Genomic DNA, 22,127 nt, shown 5'->3' on the forward strand with positions numbered 1-22,127 from the left:
GATGATAATTACGGTTGTAGATCATTATCCTAAAATACCAAACCCTCCCAGAGAACCAAAATTAAGGAAAGCAATCCATGCTTATGACCAAGGAAAGGTTACAAAGGAAGAATTAGAGAAAACTTTTGATGAAGTAACAAAAGAAGTAATTGAAGAACAAATAACTGCAGGTGTAGAGCTTATTACAGATGGTCAAATAAGATGGGAGGATGGACAAAGTTATATAACTAAAAAACTTGATGGCATAGAAATAGGAGGATTATTTAGATATTTTGATAATAATACCTACTATAGACAACCAATTATAAAAGATGAAATAAGATGGAGAGAACCAATCATACTTAATGATTGGAAAAAAGCTCAAGAATGGGCAGGCAATGTTCCTGTTAAGGCAGTCCTAACAGGTCCTTACACTCTTGCAAGATTAAGTAGAGACGAATATTATAAGGATTTAGAAAAATTGACAAAAGCATACGCAAAGGCATTAACTGAAGAAGTAAAGTTATTAGAAGAAAACAAGGTAAAATATCTCCAGTTTAACGAACCTTCTATTCAATACTACCCAGAAGATTTTGATCTTCTCTTTGAAATATACAAAGAAATTAGAAAATATTTTTCAGGAAAATTAGCTATATATACATACTTCCATACAGTTTTACCTTTGAAAGATAGAATAAAAGATTTACCAATTGATATATTTGGAATAGATTTTGTCTCAAGAAAAGAGAATTTTGAAATATTAAAAGATTTTCCTAAAAATATGGCCTTAGGTTATGGTATAGTTGATGCAAGAAATACAAAGTTAGAAACACCTGATCAAATCGCCCAATTAATAAAACAAGCATTAAACTACATTAAAGATGAAAATCTCTATATTAACCCAAGTGCTGGGCTTGAATATCTTCCAAGAGAAAGGGCTTATGAAAAATTGATAAATTTAGCTAAAGGGGTAAACTTAGTAAGAGGTGAGAAAAAATGAAAGAAGTAAAACTTCCCATACTCCCTACAACAAGTGTTGGTAGTTTTCCCAAACCAGATTACCTTGTTAAAGCAAGAAATCAATACTTAAAAGGTCAAATTCCCTACTCTACTCTTCACGAGTTGGAGCTCAAGGCTACAGAAGAGGTTATTAAAATGCAAGAAGAAATAGGCGTAGACATATTAGTACATGGAGAAATGGAAAGAGGAGATATGGCCACATATTTTGCAGAAAATTTAGAAGGCTTTACTATAAGTGGTCTTGTCAGATCATACGGAAACAGATACTACAAAAAACCAATTGTAATAGGTAAAATTAAAAGAACAAAACCCATAACAGTAGATATGTTTAAGTTTGCCCAAAGTCTAACTAAAAAGCCTGTAAAAGGAATGTTAACAGGTCCATACACAATAGCAGATTGGTCCTTTAATGAATATTATGAAAATAAAAGAGATTTAGTTTTAGATCTTGCAGAAGTAATAAATCAAGAAGCATTAGATTTAGAGAAGGCTGGGGCGTTATTTGTACAGATTGATGAACCTGCCGTTCCTACCCATCCTGAAGAAATCCATATAGCAAAAGAGGCCTTTCAAGTTTCTACAAGAGGATTGAGAAGCTTTATAATTACACACATATGTTATGGAGATTTCAGACCTATATGGAAAGAAATAATAAATTTCCCTGTACACCAATTTGACTTAGAATTTACAAATAATGCAGACAAACTTTATCCCCTTATAGAAAATGTTGGATTTCCACCCGATAAATACATTGCAGTAGGAGTTATAGATGTCCATACCCATAGAATAGAGAGCGTAGATGAGATAAAGCAAAGAATAAGAGAAGCCCTTAAGCATTTTCGTCCTGAACAAGTATTTATAGATCCTGATTGTGGATTAAAGACAAGAACCTGGGAAGAAGCAAAAGCAAAAATGGAAAATATGGCAAAAGCAGTTAATGAGATAAGAGAAGAACTTATAAAACAAGGCTATCCATCAGAAATTACTATTGAATTAGGTGGAAGAGATTTATGAGAAAATATCTTTTAGAACAATGGAATTTTTGGCTTGATGAAATATATGCATACTCAATAATTAGCAAGTTAATACTTGATGAATGGTATTTTACTGATTCTAAAGAAAAATTAAATGATAAAGATTTGGAGATCATTAAATTAGGGGAGAGATGGAAGAAAATATCTCTCCCTGTTTATTTCAGAAAGAAGACAAGTCTTCCAAAAGATTTTGAAAAATCCTCCCTTTACATCTTTTTGGATGTAGGTGGAGAAGCTTTTCTATTTATAAATGGTACACCATATGCTGGTATAAACCAATATCATAAGGAACATAAAATACCCTATTTTGAGGAGTTGGATATAATTATTGAAGCTGTACCTAAGGGATTGTTTGGCCAACACCAATATAATCCAGTACTAAAAGAAGCCTTCATATTTCAAAAAGATGAAGAAACCTATAAAGCATGGCTTATTTTCAGTATTATAAGAGAACTTGCCCTTTATTTAGAGAATATAAACCAAGATTTACAACAAGAATTAGAGCTTATACTTGAAGAAACCCTTGGAAAGATAAAACTGATAAGTAGTAATGAAAAATTCTTGGAAAAAATTCAAAACACAAAATTTACCATGGATATTTTGAAAAATTTATGGAGCATGCCAGAATTTTCAAAGACAGAAACCCCTATACCTTATGAGCTAAAAGAAGAAATAATATCACAAGCTTACGAAGCTCTTAAAAAAGTCAGAAACCTAAAAAAGAAATATCCAAATATAGGAGAATATTATGCTTTAGGACATTCTCATATAGATTATGCTTGGCTTTGGCCAAGAGAGGAAACTATAAGAAAAGCTCAAAGAACTTTTTCCACCATCCTTCAACTTATGAATCTTTATCAGGATTTCAAATTCTTACAAAGTAGTGCCCAAATCTATAAAGATATAAAAGAAAACAACATTTTTCTTTTTCAAAAGATAAAAGAAAAAGTTATGAAAGAACAATGGATAGTAGAGGGGGGAATGTGGGTAGAAAGTGACTGTCAACTTCCTTCTGGGGAATCTTTAGTAAGACAATTTTTATACGCCCAAAAATTCTTTGAAAAAGAGTTTCAAAAAACATGTAAAATAGCATGGCTTCCTGATACATTTGGGTTCAATCCCAATCTGCCTCAAATTCTTAAAAAAGCAGATATTGAGTACTTTGTAACCACAAAACTTTCATGGAATGAGACTAATATATTTCCTTATGATCTATTCCTTTGGAAAGGGATTGATGGAACTAAAATAATTGCCCATATATATGCAAGATATGGTGGCTATAATGGATCTACGGAAATAAAAGAAATTATTGAAAATTATAGAAGTTATCAACAAAGAAACTTATCAGATAGGATGATATATACTTTTGGATATGGAGATGGTGGTGGTGGACCTACTTATGAAATGATAGAAAGATTAAATACAATGAAAGATTTACCATTTATTCCAGATATAAAATTTGAAAATCCTATAAAATTCTTTGAAAAGATACCTAAAGAAAAACTTCCTATATATTATGGAGATCTATATCTTGAACTTCACAGAGGGACCTTTACAACCCAGGGAAGAACTAAAAAACTTCACAGATTAGCAGAAAATTACCTTTTCACCCTCGAAAGTCTATCTGTTATCTTAAACATTGTAAAAGATCTACCATATCCTTATGAAAAGCTCACTCAAATGTGGGAAAAGCTATTAAGAAATGAATTTCATGATATACTACCTGGATCTTCAATAAAAGAAGTTTATGAGGATACTGAAAAAGAGCTAAAAGAAATATTAGATGCCAAATTAGATATTAAAGAAGATAGTTCTCAAAAGAAAATTATTATCTATAATCCTACCTCTTTCCCTCAAGAGTTAAAAACAGAATTAGAAATGAAAGATGGGGAAAGATTTTATTATAAAGATACAGAGATACCAATTCAAAAAACAGATAAAGGAATATTCCTTTATTCAAAAAATATAACCATACCACCCTTAAGTTTAATTACTTTAAATATTAAAAAAGAAAATAATAATTTGTCATATGATACTGATCTTCAGACTCATAATAATGTCTTAGAAAACTCATTAATAAGACTGAAAGTATATGAAGATGGCTCTTTCCAAGTACTATATAAAGATAAAAATAGAAATCTCTTTGTTGATAAAGGAAATATAATTATTGCTTACCCTGATAGACCAAGAAATTGGGAAGCTTGGGATATCCCCTTAGAGTATGAGAAATATGGTGAGGCAATCACAGCAGAAAAAATTGAATTAACTGAAAAAGGTCCGTTAAGAGCAAAAATTAAAGTGGTAAGAAAATACAGAAATTCGGAAATTATTCAATACTATATACTTCACGCATTCTCGGAAAGAATAGATATAGAAACAGAAATAAAATGGGATGAGAAAAGAGTAATGTTAAGAGCATATTTCCCATTTGATCTATTATCATCCTTTGTAACCTATGAGGTTCCCTATGGAACATATTCAAAACCTACTCATAAAAATACCTCATGGGAAAAAGCCCAATTTGAAATACCAGTACACAGATTTATAGATCTTTCACAAGGAGATTTGGGAGTGAGCATATTAAACAATGGAAAATATGGACATAGCGTCAATGAAAATATTATAGGGATAACTTTATTAAGATCACCTTTTTCCCCAGATTATACCGCTGACCTTGGTATTCATCACTTTACTTACTCCCTCCTTCCCCATAAAGGAACTCTTGGAGAAAAGACTTTAAAAGAAGCCGAAGAATTGAATAAACCCCTTATTCCTATAATAGGTAATTTTTCAATTGAAGATATATCAATTTTAAGCTGGGATAAAAATAACATAATTATTGGAGCTTTAAAACAATCAGAAGATCACAAAGGATTGATATTAAGATTTGCAGAATACTTAGGTAAAGAAGAGATTATTAATTTTAAATTTGGATTTTCAGTAAAAAAGATCTATGAAACAAATCTTTTAGAGAAAGAATATAATGAATTAAACTTGAAAAATCAGATCTTAGAAATAAAAGTAAAACCTTTTGAAATAAAAACCTTGAAAATAATTTATTGAAAAATACCTAATACTTATGATATAAACTAATATTAAAAATTATAGTTTCAAAATTAAAGCGTGACAATTAAAGAGAAGGGGATATTTTAAAGAGGGAATGAAATTAAAAAATAAAATCTTTTTATTCTACGCAGGAATATCTCTCATATTTTTTATTCTTATAGAGATAATATTTATAAGCATTATAAAACACGAATATTTATTGATTTTTAATAAAGAGATAGAAAACTACGTAAATACATATATGGATAGAATTGAAAAGAATCCAAAAGATATTCTTACTGGAAGGATTTCTGAAAAAAATTTTTATTTTGGTAGAATTGAAGGAATTATAGTTCAAGAAAATCCTAATAGTATAGAAATTAGCCTAAATACTGATTTTGAAAGGTTACCTGAAGATATATTAATTAAAGATAAGATTTCCTTTCTTGATTTGAAAAACCATAAATACTACTATATATATTCAAATAAGAAGAATGACTCAAAAGTAATTCTTAGTTTTAATACCCGCACTTTTGAAGAAAGATTTTTAAAATCAACTATCTCCTTCTCAATTCCCCTTATAGCACTACAAATTTTTTTCCTCTTGTTATTTTATTACTCAATGAAACACACATATGTAAAACCATTAGAAGAATTAGCCCAAAGTCTTTCTCAAGATAGTCTCTTAAACCTAAATAGGGACAAATTTTTTAATAAAAAGGATGAAATAGGTGATCTCTCAAGAAAAATCTTTGATTTTGAAAACTCTTTAAGAAATATCATTATTACTCAAGAGGAAACAATTAAAAATCAAGAGAAATATCTAAATTTACTACTAAAATTTATCTCTGAATTTAATATCTCCAAAAAATCTATAGATGTTATTAACATCATACTTAAATTTTACAATCCTGATTTTCCAGTAAAAATCTATGATATATATCTTGAAAACTCTTTAACAAGAGAAGATCTATATCAAAATCTGCAAACCTTAAACAAAGAAGAGGCAAAAGAAATATTTGATATGCTAATGTTTCTAAAAGATAACAAACTATTTACATATCATGATCTTAAATTCTTCAGTAAAAATATACCTGAAGATTATGTATTAATTCCCTTAAGAACAAGTGAAAGACTTTATGGTTTTATAAGTATCTCTATGATAACTTCTGAAGATTTACAAGATACATTCATCTCTATCTTATACCATCTTACAATAGCTTTAGAAAATACCCTCTTATATGAATACACTGAAAAATTATCAACAACTGATCCTTTGACGGGTGTCTTTAACAAAAGAAAATTTGATGAAATCCTTGAAAATGAAATAAAAAGAGCTCAAAGGTTTAAACATCCTTTAAGTATACTCTTTATTGATATAGATCATTTTAAAAACATAAATGACCTTTATGGACATATATTGGGAGATTCCTTTTTAAAAGAAGTTGCCCTTTTTCTTCTAAGAAATACTCGTTCTATTGATAGCATAGGAAGATTAGGAGGAGAAGAATTTGCTTGTATATTACCTGAAACTGATTTAGCATCAGCCTATAATGTAGGAGAAAAAATGAGAGTAAAATGGAATACTGAAAAGCATATAATTCCAATTGATATAGAAAAAAGAATAGGAACATTAAGTATAGGTATAGCAAATTTTCCTATTCACACAGAAAATCCCAAAGAATTATTAACACTTGCAGATAATGCATTATATATGGCTAAGGGAGAAAGAGACAAAGTATTCATTTATAAAAAAGACTTTATATAATTAATAGCTTTTTCTGGATCTTCAACCTTTCCCTGCAAAAAGTAATCACCTCTACTTCCTTTCCATCCTATCTCTGCTAATTTTTCCAAAGTTTTGTTAAAAATCTCCGTTGATAAGTCATGACTTCTAAAAATTATTCCTTGCCCTTGTAAATTAAAGATTGCCCCCAAAATACCATTTTCTTTTATTATCTCTTGAACAACAAACTTAATTGTATCTATATCCTCTTCTAAAATATTTAAGACTATTTTTATATTTTCTTTATTTTCAGCCAAACCTATAAGTTCTTTTGCTACATACTTGTTTATTCTCTCCCTCAATCTTTTATTATCTTTTCCAAGGGTTTCTAATTTAGTCAATAATTTGCTAATACCATCATAAATATCAGGGTTTCCTAATTTCTCTTTAATATACTTATATTCTTCTTCTCTAACACTCAATCTTTTCAAGATTCTTGAACCAGCCACAAATTCCACTCTCCATAAATCATTATTCTTCTTGTAAAAATCTATTATTTTAAATAATCCTATTTCTCCTAATCTATTCACATGGAGTCCTCCACAAGGATTCACATCAAGACCCACTATTTCTACTATGCGAATATCTTCATCCTTCCAATATACTTTCACAGAAATATTTTCTTTTATGTACCTATTCACTATACTTTCTATCTCATTCGCAAAACCCTTAGGGTCAAATCCTCTATATGGTATCTCTATTTTCGTGTGGTCTTCTAAAATTTGAAAACCAGTAGTCTCCAATGAATAATTCTTTTCTATTAAAGCAGAAAGAAGATGTTGAGCTGTATGTTGCTCCATATATTCCCTACGAAGATCACCATCTATATATAACTTAACATTTTCATCAATTAAAGGTTCTCTATCACCCTTTAAAATGCCTTTGTGCCAAATTTTACCATCTTCTTCCCATACATGGGAAACCAAAAGGATCCAACTATCTGATCTAATTTCTCCCTTATCACATGGTTGTCCTCCACCTTCTGGATAAAAAATGGTTTCAGAGAGGGAAAGAATAAAAAAGTCTTTTTCCTTTTTAATATCAGTAACTTTGCTTTCCCAATTTACAATATTTGGATCATTATAAAAGATTTTCTTAGTATTCATAGTGTTAATTATACTATAAAACAAAAACCCCTGCCATAAATAGCAGGGGTTTTGCTCTTTTTTTTAAATTATCAGCTAATAATTTAAAATCTACGATTGTGAGACCTATTAGAAGTTCTACGATCTTCTCTTGGCTTTGCCTCACTTACAATGATCTTTCTTCCATCAAACTCAAGACCATTGAAAGATTCAATTAACTTTTGAGCCACATCTTCTGATGTTTCTACAAAAGCAAATCCTTTGGATCTCCCAGTATTACGGTCAGTTATCAACCTAATACTTTGTATATCCCCTTCTTTTGCAAAAAGTCCTCGCAGATCATCCTCTGTGGTCTGCCATGGTAGGTTTCCTACATATAGTGTCTTAACCAATTTCACGTACCTCCTAAAAAATTTTATCTTTTAATTATACTCCTTCAAAATTATTTGTCAAATCTTACTCTTAATCTTTTTTACAATATGGTTTTTAAGCTCTTCTACAGGCTTAGACCTTTCCTCATGTATCCTTGGTAAAAATATTCTTGAAAATGTAAATCTTAAAACCCCTGACAATATAAATATTAAATGATATTCCACAAGGTGTAATCCCGTAACATTATTAATAAAGGCTACTATTGGTGGAGCCACATATTCTATAATATATCCCCCAAAAATAAAAGATAAGGCATTAACTATTCCTACAAAAAAGTTTAAAACAGCAATATAAAAAGACCTATTTTCATTAGGAGAAAGATAAAGAGCCAGATTATTAAAAGTTAAATCAATTCCTGGCCAAAAAGTACCTGCAAATATTTGAACTAATATTACAAAAAAGAGCCAATTATTTGGTGTTGTAAAACACCATATATAGGGCAAGAAGCTTACAACTAACGTGCTTATAATAAGAACTGGTTTGTTTCCAAATCTATCAATTAATCTTCCCAACATTCTGACTGAAAGAATAGTAATTACATTACTTACAATCTGAACATAAAGAGCTATTTCAAAATAACTCATCTTGAGATATTTAATCATGTATATATTAAAATATGGAGCAGAAATATTTAATGCCATATTCCAAAAAATGGCAAATAAAAGAAAATGGAAAAACCTTGAATCTTTAATAACACTTTTCATCATCTTTCTAAAATTGACCTGAGAAAAATCAGATTTTTTCATAGGAGGATCATATACCCAGAAAAAGCAACAAATATCTAAAAGCCCTAAAATGGTAGCAAGAATAAAAACTATGGCAAAACCTATCAATCCATGGATCCTATCTAAAAACCATCCAATACCAAGCCCACTAATAAAAGAAACAAAGGTTGCAAGCATGCTCCTATGACTAAAGAATCTTCCCCTTATCTCAATAGGAACCAAGTCTCCCATCCAGGACATAAAACTTACGTTAATAAATGCCCCTCCAACAGCAGTAATCGCTAAAAGAAAAACAATTAAAGAAAACAAAAGATTTTTGTCAGATATAAAGAAGGGTAATATAGGAATAAAAATCCAAGGTATTCTCTGAATAAATCCACCTAAAAAGAAGATTAGCTTTCTCTTTTTTGTTATTTCTAAAACATAAGATGCAAAGAGTTGTATAGCCCCACCTAAAACTGGCATAGCCAACATAAAACCATAAAGTAGATCTCCAAAACCAAGTTCCTTTGCAAAACCAGCAATAGGAGCTCCTGTTGTTACATTAAAAAATACTATACCAAAGCATACTCCAAGAATTACTAAATTTAAGCTTCTTTTAAGCTCTTTATCTTCTACAAAATAAGTTGTAAAGAAATCTCTTATTTTCATAGAAAAAAATTATATCACAATTATGTTTTTATAAAATAGGATCTATATTAAATTAGCAAATCTAAGCAAGTACTCATCCAAAAAGATTTCTTCATAATCCCCTACCCTTAATATATTTTTTTCCTCCCCCATCACATAAAACTTATCTGCAATTTTAATAGCAGTATTTAAATCATGAGTAGCAGTAATAACAGTCTTGCCATTACTTTGAAATTTCTGAATTATTTCTATAAATTCTCTTACACTTCTTGGATCAAGACCATTAGTAGGTTCATCTAATAAAACAATCTCTGGATCTATAATTAAAAGAGATGCTAAAGCAACCTTCTTCTTTTCTCCTTCACTTAATTGAAAAGGGGAACATTCTAAAAGATGGGATATACGAAATAAATCCGAAATTTGTAATATTTCCTTTTCTATCTCTGCTTCTTGAAATCCCAGTTGTATAAGTCCAAAGGAAAGTTCCTCCCTCACAGTTGGTAAAAATAATTGGATATCTACGTTTTGAAAAAGAAGTACTACTGATTTTCTAAATTTATAGTTAAATTCTGGATCTTCAAAATGATCTTTATTTATCTCTTCTCCGCAAAAATAAAACTTACCTTCCTGAGGAAATAAAAGAGCATCCAATACTTTCAAAAGGGTAGTTTTCCCAGCCCCATTAGGTCCTAAAATTGCTACCTTTTCTTGTCTTTTTATTTCTAAACTTATAGAATTTAAGGCTTTTTTTTCTTTTGTATAGTAATAACTTACATTTTCTAACTTAAAAATTGATCCATCCATAACAAAACTACCAAAAATATAATCAGTATACTCACAAAAATATAATCCACCTTTTTTAGTCTATTATTCAGGTGGATTTTAAGTTTCTTACTTATACCCCTTGAAATCATTCCCTGAGATACTTCTTTCATAAGTTCTTGAGATTTTAAAAATAAAAGAGACATACTACCACCAATCCAAGCATATTCTCTTCTTAATTTATGATTTATCATTCTACTTTTCTTAGCCAAAAACATTTCTAAAGCCAAAGTAACCAATGAAAAGATATATCGATAAGTCATGGTAATAATATATATTATAAAAGGTGGTACAAAAAGACTTCTTAAACCTTTTACAATCTCAATCCAAGAATTGGTAAAAAGTAAGAATTGTATCAGAGCAATAGATGCTAATATTCTTAGAAAAAATCTTAAAGCTATCACTAAGCCATCTTTATAAAAACCAAAAGAAAAAGTTAAAGGGTTAAAGAAGACATATGGAAGAACTATTATAAAAGAAAATAATAATCCAAAGGATAGTACTCTTCTATAAAAATCTTTTAAGTTCATATTTATTAAAAGAAGTAAGATAAGTATCAAAATATTAAAGAATAAAAGCATATATAAACTTTTAAAAAGTGTTATGATTATGATTGATATCATAACAGAAAAGAATCTTGCTTTTTCTGAAATTTTCCTACAAAAATAAGGACAATCTAACTTTTTAAAGGTTAGAGTGTTCTCTAAGAATCTACTCAGCTCTAATATAGTTTTATCAACATAATTACTCATTTATTTTTTATCTTTTTTTCAAAAGAGATTATAAAATAAGTTATACCCATTACAATAGTAACACCTAATAAACCAGTAATTACATATCCCAAAATCTCATAAAAAAGTCCTTTTCCACTCCAACTTTTAAGATTATAATCTAGAAAGGCAGAATTCCAAAAAGAAGAAAGTTTTTCAAGACCCTTTGGAACATATCCAATCATTTCCTTAAGTTCATCAGGTCCCCACTCTCCCCAAGCAGATCCAGCTTTAAAAAAATAAGGTAATAAAATACCTAAAGGGGAAAGAAGCACAAGAATGAAAATACCAATAAATAGCTTCTTCGTTTTATCCATGATAACTTTCCTCCTTTATAATACCAGTCTTAATAAGATAATATAGTACTAAAACAGTAATTAGCGCTTCAATTATCCCAAACAATAATAAATGCTCTATCATCATAGCAGGGATTGTAACTTTCAAAGGATAAGGACAGTATAAAGGTAATCCTTGAGAATCCTTAGCTATAATTGGCTGAACTCCAAGTTCTAAAGCTGTCAACAATGCAGACAAATTTAGACCTATATAGGCTCCAATTTCTGCACCTATAAGAGACCTTCTCGATGATATGGGACTTTTACCTCTTATTAATTTATAAACATAATATCCTATAAAAGGCATAGCAAAAGCCATATTAAAGCAGTTTGCACCAATTGCTGTAATACCACCATCACCAAAGACTAAAGCCTGTATTATAAGCACAATAGAGGTAAGTATAAGAGCTGTCCAAGGTCCAAAAAGTACAGAAAGAAGTACACCTCCCACAGCATGTCCTGTAGTACCACCAGGAATCGGAATGTTAAACATCATTATAACAAAAGAAAAAGATGCCCCTATAGCAATTAAGGGAATAGTTTCTTCCTTTACTTTTTTCTTCATAGAAGAATAAGCCTTTGCCCATAAAGGTACCATAACAGCGAACATACTACCATATGTTTGAGGTCCCAAATATCCATCAGGTATATGCATTACTTAGTCACCTCCGTAACATTAATTTTTTAAAAAATGTTACCATAAAAACAAAAAAATTAAATAATATCAGTTATTGAAATATTGGTATGTCTTACCCACTTTAATGAAGAAAGCTCATCATAAAGCTTCTTAATCTTCTCTACTCTTCCTCTTACTAATATCACTTCTAAACAATTTTTCTCATCGAAATGTACGTGCAATGTTGAAATTATCACATCATGATAATGATGTTGGATATCAGTAAGTTTATCTGCCAAACCATATACATCGTGTTCATATACCAAGCTTATGCTTCCTACTACATTCTCTTTCTTTACATTCCATTTCTCTTTTACTATATAATCCCTTATAATATCTCTTATTGCCTCTGATCTACTATTATAGCCCTTTTCCTCAATAATCTTGTCAAAGGCTTCTAATAAATCTTTTTCAATAGAAACACCAAAACGCTTTATCATGCTTGACTTTTTAACACTATATATTTTTTAAAATTATATCATATATTTCAGGTTTTTATTTTTAATATTTTATTCCAGAATTTGTACCTTTTTAGTATACTATTTAAGGAAAAAACCTAAGGAGGATACAATATGGAAGAAAAATTAGAAAAATTAAGATCCCTGTTAAAAGAATTAGGTAAAGTTACAGTTGCATATTCTGGTGGAGTAGATAGCACCTTTCTTTTAAAGGTATCAAAAGAGGTATTAAAAGATAATGTATTAGCAGTAACCTTAGTTTCACCATTATTTCCTAAAAAGGAGATAGAAGAGGCTAAAAAATTAGCAGAAACATTAGGAGTTAAACACATAATTGTAGAAGATGACAGTATTCTTCAAAATCCAGAGTTCATAAATAATTCTCCAGAAAGATGTTATATATGTAAAAAAATAAACTTCAAAAAGATATTAGAAATATCCAAAGAAAAGAATATAGAGCATATAATTGAAGGAAGTAATGCAGATGATCTTAAAGATTATAGACCTGGAAGATTGGCTATAAAAGAACTGGGAATTAGAAGTCCTCTCTTAGAAGTAGGGTTAACAAAAGATGAAATAAGAAAACTTTCCCAAATGTTTGGCTTACCAACCTATGATAAACCATCTCTTGCTTGTCTTGCTACCAGAATACCATATGGAGAGAAGATAGAAAAAGAAAGACTAAAAAGGATTGAATTATCAGAAGAATTTATAAGAAATTTAGGAATCAAACAAATAAGAATAAGAGATCATAATAATGTAGCAAGAATAGAAATTGAAGAAAAAGACTTTGATTTAATAATAAGTTTAAAGGATAAAATTATAAAAGAATTGAAAAGCCTTGGTTATAAATATATAACATTAGATTTAGAAGGATATAGGACAGGAAGTATGAATGAGGAGATAATTAAAAGAGAGGGAGAGAAATAGCACTCTCCCTCTTTAAAATACCCCTATTTCTTTATGTTTATTATAAATCTTTTGCGCAAGTTCATCAAGTAATCTAAAATCTTCTAATTTAGGAAGTCCTTTTACTAAAACTGGATCTATTAATTCTACACTAAGATTTGTTAAGTTACTCTTTATAATATCAAGAGTCCTACCACCCCATCCATAAGAACCAATTACGGTGGCAAACTTTACCTTTGGCTTTAAAATATTAGCAAGATAGGTTACATATAACACCTTAGGATGAGGTCCAGCAAGCACTGTAGGAGTACCTATAACTATAGTAGCTGTATCAACTAAAGACATGGCGATCTTTCCAATATCTGCTACAGTAAGGTCAAAAATTTGTACTTTTATTCCTTTTTCAATTAATTTATCTACAAAATAATCTACCATAATCTTTGTACTATCATGCATAGAAATATATGGAACCACAACCAAATTCTTTGGGTTATCGCTTATCCAATCTTTATAAGCATCTATTATAAAGGATGGGTTTTTATAAACTGGACCGTGACTTGGAGCTATAATATCTATATTAAGATCTTTAATCTTTTCTAAATTTTTCTGAATTATATTTCTAAAAGGCATCATAATCTCTGCATAATATCTTTTTGCAGCCTCATACACTAAACCTTCATCCTCCACAAAAAGATCTGATGTAGCCAAATGAGAACCAAATAAATCACATGTAAAAAGAACTTTATCCTCTAAAAGGTAAGATACAAAAGTTTCAGGCCAATGAACCCAAGGAGCATAAATAAATTTTAATATCTTATTTCCTAAGGATAATGTTTCACTGTCATCTACAGTAACAAATTTGTCTTCAGGTATATGTAAATGACTCATAAGTATCTCTTTACCTTTTGGATTTGTTACTACTTTTGCTGATGGATATTTTTCCAATACAAATGGTATACTTCCAGAATGGTCTTGTTCAGCATGCTGAGATATAACATAATCTATATGATTGACATCCTTTAAATATTCAAAAAGGACATCTTTTTTTGATGGATCTACAGTATCAATTAATGCTATCTTTTCACTTCCTAAAATCAAATAAGCATTATAACTTGTACCATCTGGTAATGGGATCAGGGCATCAAATAAGGTTCTATTCCAATCCTGAGCCCCCACATAATATATCCCATCTCTAATTTCCCTTTTATTCATCAATATTACCTCCTTTATTCCTATCATTTTAGTATGGTTTCCAGGAAATGATTATAACTCATTTTAAATAAAAATGCAAAAAATTTTCAATACTATTGATGTCTCTTTACGATTCCAAAAGGATGAAAAATTAAAAGATCTAATTCAAAAACTTTAAAAATAAAGGAGGAGACCGTAAGATCTCCTCCTTTAAGCAGTAAAACCACCATCAATAGAAATTATACTTCCAGTCATATACCCTGCTTCCTCACAAGCGGCAAAAAGTATTGCAAAAGCAATCTCTTCCTCCTTACCAAGTCTTCCTATCGGTCTTCTTTCAGACATTTGTTTAAGAACCTCATCAGCATTTGGCAATTTCTGTAATCTTTCAGCAAGTCCTTGAGTAAAAGTTGTTCCAGGACATACCGCATTTACCCTAATATTATCTCTTGCATAATCAATTGCAAGTGATTTTGTAAGAGCAAGAATTGCACCTTTAGAAACACTGTAGGCACACCTTTCCGGAATTGCCCTTAGAGCAACCTCTGAAGAAACATTGACAATAACTCCTCCACCTTGTTTTTTCATTTCCATCACAGCATATTTGGATAAGAAAAATGGTCCTTTAACGTTTACAAGCATAGTTTTATCAAAATCTTCTTCTGAGGTATCCTCCACCTTTCCATAAACTACTATTCCAGCATTGTTAACTAAAATATCAATTTTCCCAAATGTATTTACTACCTCTTTTATAATCCTTTCAGCATCCTTTTGCGATGATACATCCCCTAAAATAAAAATAGCTTCTCCCCCTTGATCTTTAATAATCTTTACCGTTTCCTCTCCTCTATCCCTAGATATATCATTTACAGCAACTTTTGCCCCTCTTTCAGCAAACATAATGGCAGTCTTTCTCCCAATACCAGAACCTGCACCTGTAATAAGAACAACCTTATCTTTAAAATTCATAATATATCCTCCTATTTTTCAAATATTAAGTTAGGAATAAACAGTACTAAACCTGGAAATAAAATTATGGTAATAATAGCAATAACAATAGCCACAAGAAATGGCCATGATTCTTTTAAATATTCTTCTAAGGAGACGTCTAATATGGTACATACAGCATACATAGCTGCTCCTACAGGGGGTGTAAAATTACCAACAGCACAAGCAATTACAAATATAAGACCAAAATGTATTGGATCAACTCCAAGCTTTATTGCTATTGGGAAAAATATGGAAGTTAACATCAAAATAAGAACTGTAGCATCAATAAAAGATCCAGCTATGAGAAGAATTACAATTAAAATAAGAAGGAACACAAAAGGATTATTAGTTATCCCCAAAATAAAGTTTGATATTAATTCTGGAATTCTTTCCCATACTATACCATAAGAAAAAATACTTGAAAAAGCAATTAAGGACATGGTAGCTCCTATATCAGTAACAGAACTTTTCAAGGCTTCTACGAAATTATTAAAATTAAGTTCTCTATAAGCCAAAAGTCCAACCAATACCGCATATACTACACAAAGAGCTCCTATCTCAGAAGGAGTAAAAAATCCACCTCTAAGTCCAACAAGTAATATGATAGGAAAAAGAATTGCCCATATACTCTTTAGAAAACCTGTGGCTACTTCCTTAGCAGAAGGTCTCTTTTCCCTTAGAAGAGCAAAATTTCTAATTTTAGCTGTAATTGCGACTGTTATCATAAGATATACCATTATTAAAAGACCTGGCACTATTCCCCCTGCAAAAAGTCTACCTATAGAAACCTGAGCAATAGTTCCAAAAAGTACTAATCCAATACTGGGCGGAATTGTTGGCACTTCTAATGAAGAATAAACTAATGCTCCTGCTGCATATCCTTTAGGAAGGCCCCTTCTTATCATCTCAGGACCAAGCATACGAGCTTCCATAGCAGCATCAGCTATGGCAGAACCGGATACACCACCCATTAAAGCAGAAAGGACACAAGTTACCTGGGCAAGACCACCTCTAAGGTGTCCTACTAAAATCACGGATAGATCTATTAATCTCTTAGTTATACCTGTTTTATTCATCATATTTCCTGCTGTTATGAATAAGGGAATCGCAAGAAGTGCAAAATTTATAGTTTGAGAAAGAGGTTGTTGAATTGGAGTAGTAATTGGAATTTCAGGATGTTGTAGAAAAAATAAAAATCCTGAAATAGCTATGGCAAAAACTACCGGCATACCAAGAAGCATAAACAGAAAGAAAAATATGATAACTAATAGCATGTTTAATTCCTCCTATTTTGTAAACCTTTTATTTCATCAATAATCTTTACTAAAGTAGTTATTAAAAGGAAAATAGCCCCACAAGGAATACTTAAAGTAGCCCACATATAGCTAAAACCATACATCCCCTCAAAAGTCCTATATCTCTGTATAAAAGACAGTCTGACACCAAATATAATTAGGTATATTAAAAAACCAGAAATCACTAAATAGTTAAATATTTTTATATAACCTTGAACTCTCATTGATAATCTTTTCACTAAAAAATCTACATTCATGAGTTTATCCTGTCTATAAGCAATATCCATTGCTAATATAGCAGCCCACGCGAATAGAAAACTTGCAAGAGGATTTGCCCAATAAATAGGATTATGAAGAAACCTTGCCACTCCACCAATGAATACCAGTGCAACTATAGCTACTAAAAAAACTCCTGAAATAAATTCTTCTACTTTTCCAAAAACTTCATATATTTTCCTCATTTAATCTTCCCCCTTTATCAAACAAACTTATGGGGAGCCTATAAAGGCTCCCCATATATTAACTTTGATTTATACTATTACTTCTTTCTTAACTCTTTCCAGATTCTTTCTTTTACTTCCTTAACTTTCAATACTTCATATGCCTTTTCTCCAGCCTTCTTAAAGGCTTCAAGATCAATATCTTTCATAGGAACTATAGTCATTCCTTTTTCTTGAATTAATCTCTTTACGTCCTCTTCCCTCTGGAATACCACTTTTGTAGTTTCCAATCCCGCTTTATCGCATTCTTCTTCAAGGATCTTTTGATAAGTAGGAGGTAAACTTCTAAACCATTTTGCACTTACCACCTCAAAATTTATAAGGAGAATATGTCTTGTTTCATTAACATACTTCAAAACCTCATAAAGTCTCATTCCAGGTATATTATTATAAACCAATTCTACCCCATCAATAGCCTTCTGTTGAAGAGCAGGATATACATCACCAAAAGCAAGTGCAACAGGAGTTGCTCCAAGAGCACGAATAGATTCTTGCCAAACAGGAGTACCAGGAGTCCTAATTCTTAAGCCTTTGAGATCTTCAGGTTTCTTAATAGGTTTATTCGTCATAAAATGCCTGAAGCCTTGTACCCAAGTAAAAGATAGCACCTTAAAGCCATACTTTTCTTCCAGAGTCTTCAACCAATTATGTACTGTTGGCATTTTCTTGAGTTTTGCCACCTCATCCACAGAATCTACAAAATACGGACAATTCATAACTCCAATTTCTGGTAGATACATAGCCATTCTTGCAGCATCAGTATTTTGACCTACATTAGCTCCCTGTCTAATCTGCTCTAATATATCCTCTTCTACTCCAAGTTGAGCACTATGATATACTTCTATCTTTAAACCGCCCTTTGTTCTCTCTTCCACTGCCTTTGCCCATTTTAAGAATCCTTCATGATATGGATCAAGAGGAGAAAGCACATGATTAAACTTTAAAACATATTTGGGGGCTTGAGCAAAAAGTGGTACCGCTAAAATCAATAAAACTAAAGTAAATAACATTAGAAACTTTTTCATTTTTTACCTACCTCCCTGTAACATTTTTTACTTAAAAACTGAGATCTTTAAAAATCTTAAGCATCCCAACAGTTTTATACTTCCAATTCCCACCCCCAATTCTCATAATTTAGCAAACCCTAAATTTAGGTTCTTTACCCTTCAGAACTGAAATAAGGTTATCAACTGCTATAAATGCCATGTTTTCTATTGACTCCTGTGTATGAGCTCCAATATGAGATGTAATTACTAAATTGTTGAGTTCAATAAGAGGTGAGTTTTTAGGAGGTTCATCTTCAAGTACATCTAATCCAGCTCCATATATTTTCCCTTCTTTTAGAAATTTGTAAAGATCTTCTTCGTTTATTATTCCACCTCTTGATGTATTTATTATTATTGCTGTTTTCTTCATCAATGATAGTTCTCTCTCAGAAATTAAATGTCTTGTTTCCTCTGTTAATGGAATGTGAATAGTTATAATATCTGACCTCTTTAATAACTCGTTGAAATCCACATATTTAACATTTTCTTTCTCTGCCCATTCATAGTCTGGAAACTTATCGTAACAAAGGATATTTAAATCAAAGCCTCTTAATAACTTTATAACCCTTTTCCCTATACTTCCTGTACCTATTACTCCAAGAGTTTTTCCATATAATTCATAACCTATGAATCTATCCCATTTCTTTTCCCTTACCCTCCTATCAGAAAGGGGAATGTTTCTTAATACAGAGATAATTAAACCTACAGTTAACTCTGCCACTGCATTACTATTAGCATTAGGAGTATTTGTAACAACAATATTTCTCTCTTTTGCTGCCTCTAAATCTATATTATCGACACCAACCCCATATTTTGAAATGACCTTTAATTTTCTTGCATTATCAATTACTTTTTTTGTTATTGGATCTATACCAACAATAATTCCATCCATATCTCTAATAAGCTCTACCATTTCATCTTCTTTAATAACCCTATTATAGGGATTCATGACAACTTCTATCTCTGCATCTTTTAACAACTCCCAAAACTTATCTTTTATATATTCAAAGCTTCTTGGAGTAATAAGTACTTTAAATCCCAAACGCCTCGCTCCTTTTTTTTAAAATCTCTTAGGAACTATTGCCTCTCGAGTAAGCCTCAAGTTTTCTATAGTCTTATCTAATCTTTTTAGAGCAACACCAATATAAAGAGTATCTATTATCGAAAGTTGAGCAATTCGAGCTGAAGTACTCTCAGTTCTATAGAAAGTCTCTTCAGAGGATACAGATAGTTTAATATCTAAAACTCTATCCATAGGGGTTTTAGCATAGTGTGTGATCCCTATGGTTGTGGCGCCTCTTTCTTTCGCTAATGCTAGTGCTTCTACTATATCTTTACTACTACCAGATGCTGATATTCCAATAGCTACATCCTGAGGTTCTAAAATACTAGCAGACATAGCCATCATATGACTATCTATATAGGCTACTGTAGGAATACCTGTTTTCATTAACTTGTGCTGAGCATCAAGGGCAACAGGACCAGAGCCACCAACTCCATATATTTGAATTTGCCTTGCATTACAAAGAGCATCAATAGCCCTTTCAAGTTCATTCACAGATAATACATTCAAAGTAGCTTCCATGGCTCTTATATTTGCCGAAAAAATCTTCTTTAAAATTGTTTCCAAATCATCCCCTTCCTGAACAGCCTGATGTACTGTTTTTATAGGTTGAATCTTATCCATAGCCAATGCTATTTTTAATTCCTGGAAACCTCTAAACCCCATCTTTTTACACATTCTTACTATAGTAGCCTCGCTAACTCCAATTCTTTCAGCTAATTCTGTAATTGGAAGGTGCAAAACTTCTTGCCAACGAGTCAATATATAATTAGCAACTTTTTCCTCTGACTCTCTAAATAAATGTTTTTTCTCCTTTATTTTTTCCAAAACATTATTTTCCACTTTTAACACCTCATAAGAAATTTTTCTTCACAAATAAAAAATATTGCTAAATACTACATTTAAATAATAATATAGAAAAAGTTATTTAGTCAATAGATTGTATGGTGAAAATTTTTTACATAAAAAATTAAATGTTACTCAATATATTTTGGGACTTTTCAAATAAGATATTCACAAAATCATTCGGCTGCATTTTATCATACTCAGGTCTTCTTATCTCTGGTACCACATATCCATCAAAACCCCCTTCCCTTAGGTAACTAAAAATTTGAATAATAGGAATAACCCCATCTCCAGGAAAGAGTTGTTGATGCTCTCTTAAATAATATCTCGGAACATTTTCTGCATCTTTCAATACAACAAACTTGATTAAAGATAGATCTTTATCTCTAAAAACATCAAGCTCTTCACCAGACAAGTAATAATGAAATATATCAAAATACAAGAAAACATTATCTAAACTTCTTGCCAATTTATATGCTTTTCCAAATGTGTTTATAATACCATAAAAGTTATTTTTAATCACTAATGGAATATCAACTATCTCCTTCAATCTTTCTAAATTCCTTTTAAAAACTTCCATGGCAACAATAAAACTAAGATTTTCAGGTTTTATATTTGAATTAATAAAAAAATATGGTATGTTTAAACGATGAGACAAAACTAAGATCTCTTTAATCTTTTCCTCATCAAATTTCTCTCCCACCCTTTCATCATGAATAATCATAAGCGGTTTTAAATCATATTCATGAAACAAATTTTTCAAATTATCAATACTCTTTTCTTTTAAAAAATCTTTAATTTTTCCCATATCTAATATTACATATCTTGAAAAATCCCTTCCTAATAACAAAACCTCCTCTAAGGATAAATTCCAAATATTACTTGTTGACCATACTAATTCCATAAAATCTTTCCCCCTTTCTTTTTTTACTATTCAAATTCTAACATAACTTGCTTAATACATTAATCTATGCTAAACTATTCGAGAAATACTAAAGGAAATATTGTATAGGAGGTTGAAAAGATTATGAGAAAGCCAGAAGAAATAAGACAGCTAATTCAAGAGCTAAGTAATTACAAGCATTCTAAATTATTAGATAGCTTTGGGCCTGAATATATAAGAAGAGAAACAGCTCAAAAGATGATTGCTTTATTAAGATGGGTATTAGAAGATCCTTCTGTACAGATAAATCTTAAAAAAGACTAATTTTAGGGAGGATTAATATTGAAGAAGAATCCTAAAATAAACTTTGATTGGGAAGAAAAATTAATAACTTTTTACTATACAGCCTTAGAGAGTTATGTAGATCGTTTAGAACTCTCTGAAAGATTGAAAGATGAGCTTAATGGAGATATAGATGACGATGATTATCTCCTACTTGCTCAATTTCTAGCTTTGGCCACAAAAAAGTTTCTTATGCAAGAAGGTTGGCTAAAGCAAGATGAAGATTGGGATTTATTCTTTCCTCCTTCACCACATATCCATTAAA

The 22,127-nt window shown here is 30.7% G+C and carries 23 protein-coding genes; 7 read left to right on the forward strand and 16 right to left on the reverse strand.

All coding sequences use genetic code 11. The annotated features are described in order from the left end of the window. The first annotated feature begins 1 nt into the window (after position 1). The 4 genes from ACY3JO_RS09330 (at position 2) to ACY3JO_RS09345 (ending at position 6,846) form a co-directional block, all read left to right on the forward strand. A complete protein-coding gene (locus ACY3JO_RS09330) occupies positions 2-979 on the forward strand; it encodes a methylcobamide--CoM methyltransferase (protein ID WP_463084719.1) in 978 nt (325 codons plus the stop codon). Further along, positions 976-2,013, forward strand: coding sequence for a methionine synthase (locus ACY3JO_RS09335; protein ID WP_463084720.1), 1,038 nt, complete (start codon positions 976-978; stop codon positions 2,011-2,013). The genes ACY3JO_RS09330 and ACY3JO_RS09335 overlap by 4 nt, the downstream gene beginning before the upstream one ends. Then, positions 2,010-5,096 (forward strand): alpha-mannosidase, encoded by a 3,087-nt coding sequence (locus tag ACY3JO_RS09340; protein ID WP_463084721.1) that lies wholly within the window; start codon positions 2,010-2,012, stop codon positions 5,094-5,096. Before ACY3JO_RS09335 ends, ACY3JO_RS09340 begins: the two co-directional genes overlap by 4 nt. Before the next feature lie 97 nt (positions 5,097-5,193). Next, complete coding sequence (locus tag ACY3JO_RS09345; protein ID WP_463084722.1) at positions 5,194-6,846, forward strand: GGDEF domain-containing protein; 1,653 nt, start codon at positions 5,194-5,196, stop codon at positions 6,844-6,846. Here the strand turns inward: ACY3JO_RS09345 and ACY3JO_RS09350 are convergent. The 8 genes from ACY3JO_RS09350 to nikR all read right to left on the reverse strand — a co-directional run bounded on the left by ACY3JO_RS09350 (position 6,825) and on the right by nikR (position 12,779). Continuing rightward, positions 6,825-7,970 carry an alanyl-tRNA editing protein gene (locus ACY3JO_RS09350; RefSeq protein ID WP_463084723.1) on the reverse strand — a complete coding sequence of 382 codons (1,146 nt, stop codon included), beginning with the start codon at positions 7,968-7,970 and terminating at the stop codon, positions 6,825-6,827. The genes ACY3JO_RS09345 and ACY3JO_RS09350 overlap by 22 nt on opposite strands. 83 nt (positions 7,971-8,053) lie before the next feature. Next, on the reverse strand, positions 8,054-8,341 hold the full coding sequence (locus ACY3JO_RS09355) for an RNA recognition motif domain-containing protein (RefSeq protein ID WP_463084724.1): 288 nt from the start codon (positions 8,339-8,341) through the stop codon (positions 8,054-8,056). A 57-nt stretch (positions 8,342-8,398) separates the two neighbouring features. Next, positions 8,399-9,757 (reverse strand): MFS transporter, encoded by a 1,359-nt coding sequence (locus tag ACY3JO_RS09360; protein WP_463084725.1) that lies wholly within the window; start codon positions 9,755-9,757, stop codon positions 8,399-8,401. A gap of 42 nt (positions 9,758-9,799) precedes the next feature. After that, positions 9,800-10,540: an energy-coupling factor ABC transporter ATP-binding protein gene (locus ACY3JO_RS09365; protein WP_463084726.1), complete on the reverse strand. Its 741-nt coding sequence runs from the start codon at positions 10,538-10,540 to the stop codon at positions 9,800-9,802. After that, positions 10,516-11,310: a cobalt ECF transporter T component CbiQ gene (gene cbiQ / locus ACY3JO_RS09370; protein WP_463084727.1), complete on the reverse strand. Its 795-nt coding sequence runs from the start codon at positions 11,308-11,310 to the stop codon at positions 10,516-10,518. Before cbiQ ends, ACY3JO_RS09365 begins: the two co-directional genes overlap by 25 nt. Continuing rightward, positions 11,307-11,645: a PDGLE domain-containing protein gene (locus ACY3JO_RS09375; protein ID WP_463084728.1), complete on the reverse strand. Its 339-nt coding sequence runs from the start codon at positions 11,643-11,645 to the stop codon at positions 11,307-11,309. Before ACY3JO_RS09375 ends, cbiQ begins: the two co-directional genes overlap by 4 nt. Continuing rightward, positions 11,638-12,318, reverse strand: a complete 681-nt coding sequence (cbiM, locus tag ACY3JO_RS09380; protein WP_463084729.1) for a cobalt transporter CbiM — start codon at positions 12,316-12,318, stop codon at positions 11,638-11,640. The genes ACY3JO_RS09375 and cbiM overlap by 8 nt, the downstream gene beginning before the upstream one ends. A 59-nt stretch (positions 12,319-12,377) precedes the next feature. Then, positions 12,378-12,779 (reverse strand): nickel-responsive transcriptional regulator NikR, encoded by a 402-nt coding sequence (gene nikR, locus ACY3JO_RS09385; RefSeq protein WP_463084730.1) that lies wholly within the window; start codon positions 12,777-12,779, stop codon positions 12,378-12,380. Between the two features lie 132 nt (positions 12,780-12,911). Between nikR and larE the strand changes: the two genes are divergently transcribed. Beyond that, a complete protein-coding gene (larE, locus tag ACY3JO_RS09390; protein ID WP_463084731.1) occupies positions 12,912-13,727 on the forward strand; it encodes an ATP-dependent sacrificial sulfur transferase LarE in 816 nt (271 codons plus the stop codon). 12 nt (positions 13,728-13,739) lie between these two features. Here the strand turns inward: larE and ACY3JO_RS09395 are convergent, their stop codons facing one another. The 8 genes from ACY3JO_RS09395 to ACY3JO_RS09430 form a co-directional block, all read right to left on the reverse strand. Then, positions 13,740-14,918 carry an FprA family A-type flavoprotein gene (locus ACY3JO_RS09395; RefSeq protein ID WP_463084732.1) on the reverse strand — a complete coding sequence of 393 codons (1,179 nt, stop codon included), beginning with the start codon at positions 14,916-14,918 and terminating at the stop codon, positions 13,740-13,742. 189 nt (positions 14,919-15,107) lie between these two features. After that, complete coding sequence (locus ACY3JO_RS09400) at positions 15,108-15,866, reverse strand: SDR family NAD(P)-dependent oxidoreductase (RefSeq protein ID WP_463084733.1); 759 nt, start codon at positions 15,864-15,866, stop codon at positions 15,108-15,110. A gap of 11 nt (positions 15,867-15,877) precedes the next feature. Continuing rightward, on the reverse strand, positions 15,878-17,161 hold the full coding sequence (locus ACY3JO_RS09405) for a TRAP transporter large permease (RefSeq protein WP_463084734.1): 1,284 nt from the start codon (positions 17,159-17,161) through the stop codon (positions 15,878-15,880). Between the two features lie 2 nt (positions 17,162-17,163). After that, positions 17,164-17,643, reverse strand: coding sequence for a TRAP transporter small permease (locus ACY3JO_RS09410; RefSeq protein ID WP_463084735.1), 480 nt, complete (start codon positions 17,641-17,643; stop codon positions 17,164-17,166). A gap of 77 nt (positions 17,644-17,720) precedes the next feature. Next, positions 17,721-18,707: a C4-dicarboxylate TRAP transporter substrate-binding protein gene (locus tag ACY3JO_RS09415; RefSeq protein ID WP_463084736.1), complete on the reverse strand. Its 987-nt coding sequence runs from the start codon at positions 18,705-18,707 to the stop codon at positions 17,721-17,723. A 109-nt stretch (positions 18,708-18,816) separates the two neighbouring features. Next, positions 18,817-19,770, reverse strand: coding sequence for a phosphoglycerate dehydrogenase (locus tag ACY3JO_RS09420; protein WP_463084737.1), 954 nt, complete (start codon positions 19,768-19,770; stop codon positions 18,817-18,819). An 18-nt stretch (positions 19,771-19,788) separates the two neighbouring features. After that, positions 19,789-20,634, reverse strand: a complete 846-nt coding sequence (locus ACY3JO_RS09425) for a MurR/RpiR family transcriptional regulator (RefSeq protein WP_463084738.1) — start codon at positions 20,632-20,634, stop codon at positions 19,789-19,791. A gap of 127 nt (positions 20,635-20,761) precedes the next feature. Further along, the gene (locus ACY3JO_RS09430) at positions 20,762-21,541 is read right to left on the reverse strand and encodes a sugar phosphate isomerase/epimerase family protein (protein ID WP_463084739.1); all 780 of its coding nucleotides are present in this window, start codon (positions 21,539-21,541) and stop codon (positions 20,762-20,764) included. A 123-nt stretch (positions 21,542-21,664) separates the two neighbouring features. Between ACY3JO_RS09430 and ACY3JO_RS09435 the strand changes: the two genes are divergently transcribed. Continuing rightward, entirely contained in the window at positions 21,665-21,844 is a 180-nt protein-coding gene (locus tag ACY3JO_RS09435) for a hypothetical protein (protein ID WP_148806048.1), read from the forward strand. 18 nt (positions 21,845-21,862) lie between these two features. Then, positions 21,863-22,126 (forward strand): hypothetical protein, encoded by a 264-nt coding sequence (locus ACY3JO_RS09440; protein WP_463084740.1) that lies wholly within the window; start codon positions 21,863-21,865, stop codon positions 22,124-22,126. Position 22,127: the final 1 nt, after the last annotated feature.

It is taken from the genome of Dictyoglomus sp. LHC4 (assembly GCF_055181355.1).

Bases quoted from the DNA above. Each gene is read 5' to 3' on its own strand.
- ACY3JO_RS09330 (WP_463084719.1), top strand. From the start codon at position 2: ATGATAATTACGGTTGTAGATCATTATCCTAAAATACCAAACCCTCCC.
- ACY3JO_RS09335 (WP_463084720.1), top strand. From the start codon at position 976: ATGAAAGAAGTAAAACTTCCCATACTCCCTACAACAAGTGTTGGTAGT.
- ACY3JO_RS09340 (WP_463084721.1), top strand. From the start codon at position 2,010: ATGAGAAAATATCTTTTAGAACAATGGAATTTTTGGCTTGATGAAATA.
- ACY3JO_RS09345 (WP_463084722.1), top strand. From the start codon at position 5,194: ATGAAATTAAAAAATAAAATCTTTTTATTCTACGCAGGAATATCTCTC.
- ACY3JO_RS09350 (WP_463084723.1), bottom strand. From the start codon at position 7,970: ATGAATACTAAGAAAATCTTTTATAATGATCCAAATATTGTAAATTGG.
- ACY3JO_RS09360 (WP_463084725.1), bottom strand. From the start codon at position 9,757: ATGAAAATAAGAGATTTCTTTACAACTTATTTTGTAGAAGATAAAGAG.
- ACY3JO_RS09365 (WP_463084726.1), bottom strand. From the start codon at position 10,540: ATGGATGGATCAATTTTTAAGTTAGAAAATGTAAGTTATTACTATACA.
- cbiQ (WP_463084727.1), bottom strand. From the start codon at position 11,310: ATGAGTAATTATGTTGATAAAACTATATTAGAGCTGAGTAGATTCTTA.
- ACY3JO_RS09375 (WP_463084728.1), bottom strand. From the start codon at position 11,645: ATGGATAAAACGAAGAAGCTATTTATTGGTATTTTCATTCTTGTGCTT.
- cbiM (WP_463084729.1), bottom strand. From the start codon at position 12,318: ATGCATATACCTGATGGATATTTGGGACCTCAAACATATGGTAGTATG.
- nikR (WP_463084730.1), bottom strand. From the start codon at position 12,779: ATGATAAAGCGTTTTGGTGTTTCTATTGAAAAAGATTTATTAGAAGCC.
- larE (WP_463084731.1), top strand. From the start codon at position 12,912: ATGGAAGAAAAATTAGAAAAATTAAGATCCCTGTTAAAAGAATTAGGT.
- ACY3JO_RS09395 (WP_463084732.1), bottom strand. From the start codon at position 14,918: ATGAATAAAAGGGAAATTAGAGATGGGATATATTATGTGGGGGCTCAG.
- ACY3JO_RS09400 (WP_463084733.1), bottom strand. From the start codon at position 15,866: ATGAATTTTAAAGATAAGGTTGTTCTTATTACAGGTGCAGGTTCTGGT.
- ACY3JO_RS09405 (WP_463084734.1), bottom strand. From the start codon at position 17,161: ATGCTATTAGTTATCATATTTTTCTTTCTGTTTATGCTTCTTGGTATG.
- ACY3JO_RS09410 (WP_463084735.1), bottom strand. From the start codon at position 17,643: ATGAGGAAAATATATGAAGTTTTTGGAAAAGTAGAAGAATTTATTTCA.
- ACY3JO_RS09415 (WP_463084736.1), bottom strand. From the start codon at position 18,707: ATGAAAAAGTTTCTAATGTTATTTACTTTAGTTTTATTGATTTTAGCG.
- ACY3JO_RS09430 (WP_463084739.1), bottom strand. From the start codon at position 21,541: ATGGAATTAGTATGGTCAACAAGTAATATTTGGAATTTATCCTTAGAG.
- ACY3JO_RS09435 (WP_148806048.1), top strand. From the start codon at position 21,665: ATGAGAAAGCCAGAAGAAATAAGACAGCTAATTCAAGAGCTAAGTAAT.